Here is a 5,995-nt window from a genome sequence, read left to right on the forward strand (position 1 = left end):
ATAGTATCACGCAGCAAAAGAGCTTTGAAAGGTGGCGGCAATGATAAAAAGCATTATAGACCCAACTAATTTCGATATAGAATTTAGAAAAATAAGTAGAAATAAAAGAGGCGTAGCCAGATCAAGAATAGATTTTGAAAATATCGATGTCGAGGCTAAAATTAGATTAATTATGTTTCTAGTTTCAAAAGCAAGCCGCTTAGATAGCGTAGTTTATAAAATTCTTTTTTGGGAAAGAGATGAGAAAATAGAGGAGTATCTTCTTGAAAATATGAAGGGGCAATACACAAAAGCTAAGCCTTATAAAAACGGCGCCAGAGCGGGTGTTATCTTTATAAAAGAAAAGACGCTTGAGCCAAATTTTTTGAGATCCATACTGCTGCGCCATTTTAATTTTGAGCTGGCAAAAGAGCCCTCTTTGAACATTAGAGTTCAATTAACCGTAAATAATAAAGAGAAATTTTCGATTTTATTTGATATATACGATGATCGAGGCTGCTATGCGTATTACTTTTAAAATTTTATAATAAAAATATTTAAGGAAAGAGATATGGCAATTTGGCAATGTGAGCTTTTTATTCTACCTAAAAGCGATACATACGATCTGCAATACGATCCGCAATATAGCGATATAAAGCTCTTTGAAGACGATAAGTATTGGAAAAAAGCAAAGAACAAAAAAGAGATATTTTCTGAAATTTCGCACCTATTAAAGCCCGAAAAATCTTGGTCTAACGAAATAGATCAATACGGAAGCGAAAACGGCAATCGCTTAGAGGTGTTTTTTGATGCTAATAATATAATAGAGTCCGTTACGTTTCATATCGATTTTAGATCCGAGTATGAAGCGGTATTAAGGGGCATAATATCATTGTGCGAAAAAAATGGCTTTTGCATTATAGACGGCAATTTAAATAATTTAAAATTATCCTTTAATGCTATAAAAGAGACAATCAACAAATCCAAAAACAAAGAATTTTTTACAGAACTTGTTAGAAATAGTATAATAGGCGATAAAGACGAGTAGCCCATCATAGAAGCCGTAGATGATTTCAAATTTAAGGATGATTTTAAATGATTGTAAAATGTATAAAAGAAGACGAGCATGAGTATCTGGGATTAAACAGAACCTATTTTGTTCATGGTATCCAATATGAAGAGGGACAGGTTTATTATTGCATATTGCCACTTGAAGATGATAGAGCCTGGTATCGATTTGATAGTGAATATTTTCAAGTAATAGATGAAACGATACCTACGAATTGGACATTTGGGACGCACGAGGGATATTACAGATGGTTTACCATATCTTACGAAGAGGCCGCAACCGATGAAGATCATTATGAAAAGCTTTTTGATGGAGACCCAATAGAAGAGGAAATTTTTAGGAAGAGAAGAGCCGAGATGATCGATGATGTATATAATACGCATATCATCAAAGATTTTAACCGTTTCATATACGATCTAAGCTCTAACCTATCGGTGCAGATGAATATTGCAAATAAAGTATTGGATATAGAGATATCGGACGCAAACGCTGAGGTCAAACATCGCAAAATGAATATTTTAAAGGATGACGGATATAGCTGGTATTTGATAGAATCGGACATAAGCACCTTTAAAGCCAACGCTACTAATGATTATTTAAGACCCGTATTAAAATATCTTAAATTGTGGCTAGGCAGAAAGAATTTTAGATAACCGAGCAGAAAGGTTTAATATGGCAAGCGCGACCGATAAAGAAATTTTTATAAAAATTTTGAATGAAGATATCGATGTATGGCGCCCGGTAAAGGCCGTTCAAATCGCGCAATATATTTTTAAAATTATCGATACGACAAATTTTAAATCCGAACTGGACGAAATTTTAGAATTCAAATACGGCGATATTGTAAAATGTAGAGAAAAAGACGGCGATTTCTATGCTTTTGAGCTATTATAAAAACCCGCCTTATAAATAGCAACGCGCTTATCATATGGCTTGATTTAATCCCATTTTTCGCTATAATGAGCGTCAAATTTCACTCACGGGGATAGCGATGAGCCTTGTTTCTTACGAATTAAAAAAGCAAAAACTAGATGGAGCACGCAATGTGGCGCTTTGGAAGGCGCGTGGCGGCGTGGCGGCAGTAGTACTGGCGCTGTTTATTGCTATGCGCAAGGATTTCGGAGATTTCTCGTTCCTGTTTTTATTGGTACTGCTAGCTCTTGCTTATCCTGCTTACAAATACCTAGCTGTGCGCATTTCGCGTAAATTTGAAGCGCTCAGCGAAGAGGCTTTTAAAAATGAATTTCTGCTTTGGATCGCAAAGGAGCTACGCCTTACCTTTCAGCCCTTCGGCGCGTTTTTGCTCGATGAAATTTATAAAAATCCGCTTCGCAAAGAGGCAAATCTTTGCACATGCAAGCACGCGATAGTGGGCAAGACGCCCGAATTCAGCATAAAAATAGGCGATATCTGTCTAAGCCGCGACTTCGACAAAAACAGAGAGGATCGGGTCTTTGAGCTGGATAAAATTTTGCACCTTAAAAAGAAGGACGATACTGCGATTTTCGACGGGCTTTTTGCAAAATTTGATTTTAGCGAGACTTTCGATAGTAAAATTTTGGTCGTGCCGCGCGGAGAGTTTATATTCGGCGCATCGGATCTTAAGCTGCTTAAAGACAGCCCGCACCTAAGCGCGTCGTTTGACGTATATCTAAACAACCCCGCTGCCGCCGCATTTTTGCAAAACAAAAAAATTTTAGAAAATATGCAAACGATCACCGTAAATTTGTTCGGCAAAACCGAGCTTTATCTGGGCGAAAACAGCCTCGTAATCGGCGTTGAAAATAGCGAAATTTTCAAATCTGCGCCGAGCTCACAAAGCGCAAAACTGCTCGAAAGTCTAAACAAAATGATCGAGATCGCTAAAATTTTTGCCTATCTTAAAAAGCTCGGGCAGGTGGAATAATCTACGCTTTAAATTTGAGCGAGTGCCGTTGAAAAAATTTAGTTCTTGCCAAGGCTGCGCTTTTTTGCTCATCCGTTATTAAATCAAACTACTTCGAAAGGCAAAGAATCTTTAATAAGCGCTTTCGCTTTGCTATCGACCCGAGCCGCTTAAATTTTACAAAAATTTTATAGCGGCTCTTAAAAATTTCAAAATTTTTCAAATTTTATATTCAACCATAGCGCCGCCGTATTTTACTGACACCCCTCGCACTCGATCGAGCGATCCGCGACGTTGTTTAGTTTCTCGCTATCTGGGCTTTCGGAGCGCAGGTAGTAGGTTGATTTTAGCCCGAGCTGCCATGCAAGCGTGTAAATTTCGCTCAGATAGCCGCCGCTAGCTTTGTCTAGGCTCATGAAGATATTTAGGCTCTGGCCTTGATCGATCCATTTTTGGCGGATGGCGCCCGCCTTTACGAGTAGGCGCTGATCGAGCTCGTACGCAGGTACGTACGCCTGCCACGTTTTCGGGCTTAAATTCGGCACGACGACCGGGATCATGCCGCTTAGGTTGTGCTCGAACCATTTGCGCTTATACACCGGCTCGATCGTCTGCGTGGTGCCTACGAGTATGCTGATGCTCGATGTCGGCGCGATCGCCATCAGATAGCCGTTTCGCATGCCGTCGCGCTTTACTTTCTCGCGCAGTCCGTCCCAGTCGCAGCTGCTCTGCTCAAAAAGCCCGCCGCGCTTAACGAGCGCTTTGGCGTTTTCGTTCGCTAAATCGATCGGGAAAATTCCTTCGCTCCACTTAGAGCCCGCGAAATCGGGGTATTTGCCCTTTTCTACGGCTAAATTTGAACTTGCCTTGATCGCGTTAAAACTCACGTTTTCCATTATCCTATCGATCAGCTCGAAGTGCTCGTAGCTGCCCCACTTCACGCCGCGCTCGGCCAGCATCTGCGCCTCGCCCATTACGCCGAGCCCTATCGCGCGAGTTTTTAGATTGGTGTGTTTGACCTTAGCATGCGGGTAAAAATTTAGATCGATGACGTTGTCGAGCATCCTCACGGCGATCGGCATCACGCGAGCTATCTCCTCGCGGCTGTTGATTTTGCTTAAATTTACGCTTGCGAGGTTACAAACCGCCGTCGCGCCCTCACTGCAGCCCTTTTCTACGATAAAAATTTCTTTGCCGCCCAGCGTGTCTAGCGCGGTGATCTTTTTCGCCTTTTTTACGATGCCCGCGTCGGTCGCCACATCTTCGTTTTCCTCAAACAGCCTCTCGCTGCCGTCAGCAAAAACGACTTTGATTTTGTAGTGGTTCGGCGCCGTGTTCTGAAAGATCTCGGTACATAAATTTGAGCTTCGAATCAGGCCTTGATGCGCGTTTGGATTGATTCGGTTGGCGTTATCTTTGAAGCACAAAAAGGGCATTCCGGTCTCAAAATAGCTCGTTAAAATTTTCTTCCAAAGCTCCTTTGCCAGGATGGTGGATTTTGAAATTTTATCATCGGCCTCGTACTGCTCGTAGCGCGCCTCAAATTCTGCGCCATACAGATCGCTCAGATCGCTTACTTCTGCAGGATCAAAGAGCGTCCATTTGCCGCCGCTTTGAAGCCTTTTCATAAACAGATCGTTTATCCACAGCGCGGGGAAAATTTCATGCGCGCGGCGCCTCTCCTCGCCCGAGTTTTTGCGCAGATCGAGGAAGTCGCTCACGTCCATATGCCACGGCTCGATATACACGGCGATAGCGCCTTTGCGCGTGCCCAGCTGATCGACGGCGACGGCGATGTCGTTCGTGATCTTTAAAAACGGGATGATGCCGCCCGCTGCGTTTTTATGCCCGTCGATGCTGCCGCCCATCGCGCGCACCTTGCACCAGTCCCAGCCGATACCGCCGCCGAATTTGCTCAGAAGCGCCATCTCCTTGTAGCTATCAAAAATTCCTTCGATATTATCGGGCGTGCTTCCCACGTAGCAGCTGCTTAGCTGATGGCGCGTCGTGCGGGCGTTTGAGAGCGTCGGAGTAGCCAGCATGACTTCAAATTTAGATATGAGATCGTAAAATTTCTTCGCCCAGCTCTGGCAATCAAGCTCGTTTTGCGCAAGGAACATCGCGATCGCCATAAACATCTGCTGCGGAAGCTCAATCGGCGCGCCGCTTTTATCCTTGATGAGGTAGCGATCGTAAAGCGTCTTGATGCCGAGGTAGTTAAACTGCAAATCGCGCTGCGGCTGCAAGTAAGAATTTAGATCCTCTAGATCGTATTTTTCCTTAAGCCCGAGCATTATGCGACCCGCCGCCTCGCCGCGAGCGAAGTAATCTTTTAGACTGTTGTAGCCGCTAAAGCCCGTTACTTTGTGATATAGATCGTATAAAAATAACCGCGCGGCGACGAAGGTCCAGTTCGGGCGGTCCACGTCGATCTTCTCGACCGCGGTTTTGATGAGGGTTTGTTGGATCTCCTCCGTGGTGATCATATCTCGAAACTGGATCTTTGCATCCACCTCAAGCTCGCTAAGGCTTACGTTTTCCAGCCCCTCCACTGCCTCGCTCGTATATTTTTTGATCTTGCTTACGTCAAGTTCCTCGGTTCTGCCGTTGCGTTTGATTACTTTCATATCGTTCCTTGAAATTTAAAAATGCAAATTTAGCGTTAGTTTCCCAATATAAAATACGTCGTCAAAAGAGGTGGCGTAATAAATGCCGCTCATAATCTGCCGTCTTTTAAATTTACGCTAGCTGCGCTGCAAAAGCGCGCATTATAGCCAAAATTGCTTAAGCTTATCTGTCATTATTTTGGCTTATAGATTTTAAAATTTAACGAAGCGGGCGGAAAAGATGCGGTAAAATTCGAGCGAAATTTTATGGCGCCACCGCGAAATTCTGTAGGTAAAAATTTACGTGGAGTTTTGCGAAATTCTGCGCCGAAAAAGTAAGAAACAAAAAAGCTTTGCGGGCAGGCTTAAAATCCGCCCGCAAAGCTTAAGAATTTAGTTGCGCGGTAGCGGGATAGACTTTCCGTTTAAATTTATAGCGTTGTTAGCTTTATCGTA

6 protein-coding genes are annotated in these 5,995 nt (G+C 43.2%); 5 read left to right on the top strand and 1 reads right to left on the bottom strand.

Features of this window, described 5'->3' with window-relative positions:
* Positions 1-40 precede the first annotated feature (40 nt).
* The 5 genes from Q0620_RS02875 to Q0620_RS02895 all read left to right on the top strand — a co-directional run bounded on the left by Q0620_RS02875 (position 41) and on the right by Q0620_RS02895 (position 2,954).
* The gene (locus Q0620_RS02875) at positions 41-517 is read left to right on the top strand and encodes a hypothetical protein (protein ID WP_298783131.1); all 477 of its coding nucleotides are present in this window, start codon (positions 41-43) and stop codon (positions 515-517) included.
* A gap of 33 nt (positions 518-550) precedes the next feature.
* Complete coding sequence (locus Q0620_RS02880; RefSeq protein ID WP_298783132.1) at positions 551-1,027, top strand: hypothetical protein; 477 nt, start codon at positions 551-553, stop codon at positions 1,025-1,027.
* 155 nt (positions 1,028-1,182) lie between these two features.
* Positions 1,183-1,701 (top strand): hypothetical protein, encoded by a 519-nt coding sequence (locus Q0620_RS02885; RefSeq protein ID WP_298783133.1) that lies wholly within the window; start codon positions 1,183-1,185, stop codon positions 1,699-1,701.
* Positions 1,702-1,720: 19 nt separating this feature from the next.
* Positions 1,721-1,942, top strand: a complete 222-nt coding sequence (locus Q0620_RS02890) for a hypothetical protein (RefSeq protein WP_298783134.1) — start codon at positions 1,721-1,723, stop codon at positions 1,940-1,942.
* 97 nt (positions 1,943-2,039) lie between these two features.
* On the top strand, positions 2,040-2,954 hold the full coding sequence (locus Q0620_RS02895) for a DUF3137 domain-containing protein (protein ID WP_298783135.1): 915 nt from the start codon (positions 2,040-2,042) through the stop codon (positions 2,952-2,954).
* Positions 2,955-3,187: 233 nt separating this feature from the next.
* Here Q0620_RS02895 and Q0620_RS02900 read toward each other — a convergent pair whose 3' ends face one another.
* Positions 3,188-5,560, bottom strand: a complete 2,373-nt coding sequence (locus tag Q0620_RS02900; RefSeq protein ID WP_298783136.1) for a ribonucleoside-diphosphate reductase subunit alpha — start codon at positions 5,558-5,560, stop codon at positions 3,188-3,190.
* Positions 5,561-5,995: the final 435 nt, after the last annotated feature.

This window comes from uncultured Campylobacter sp. (genome assembly GCF_938017615.1).
Lineage (GTDB): Bacteria > Campylobacterota > Campylobacteria > Campylobacterales > Campylobacteraceae > Campylobacter_B.

Excerpts from the sequence above, each read along its gene's own strand:
- Q0620_RS02875 (WP_298783131.1), top strand. The coding sequence starts at position 41 with ATGATAAAAAGCATTATAGACCCAACTAATTTCGATATAGAATTTAGA.
- Q0620_RS02880 (WP_298783132.1), top strand. The coding sequence starts at position 551 with ATGGCAATTTGGCAATGTGAGCTTTTTATTCTACCTAAAAGCGATACA.
- Q0620_RS02890 (WP_298783134.1), top strand. The coding sequence starts at position 1,721 with ATGGCAAGCGCGACCGATAAAGAAATTTTTATAAAAATTTTGAATGAA.
- Q0620_RS02895 (WP_298783135.1), top strand. The coding sequence starts at position 2,040 with ATGAGCCTTGTTTCTTACGAATTAAAAAAGCAAAAACTAGATGGAGCA.
- Q0620_RS02900 (WP_298783136.1), bottom strand. The coding sequence starts at position 5,560 with ATGAAAGTAATCAAACGCAACGGCAGAACCGAGGAACTTGACGTAAGC.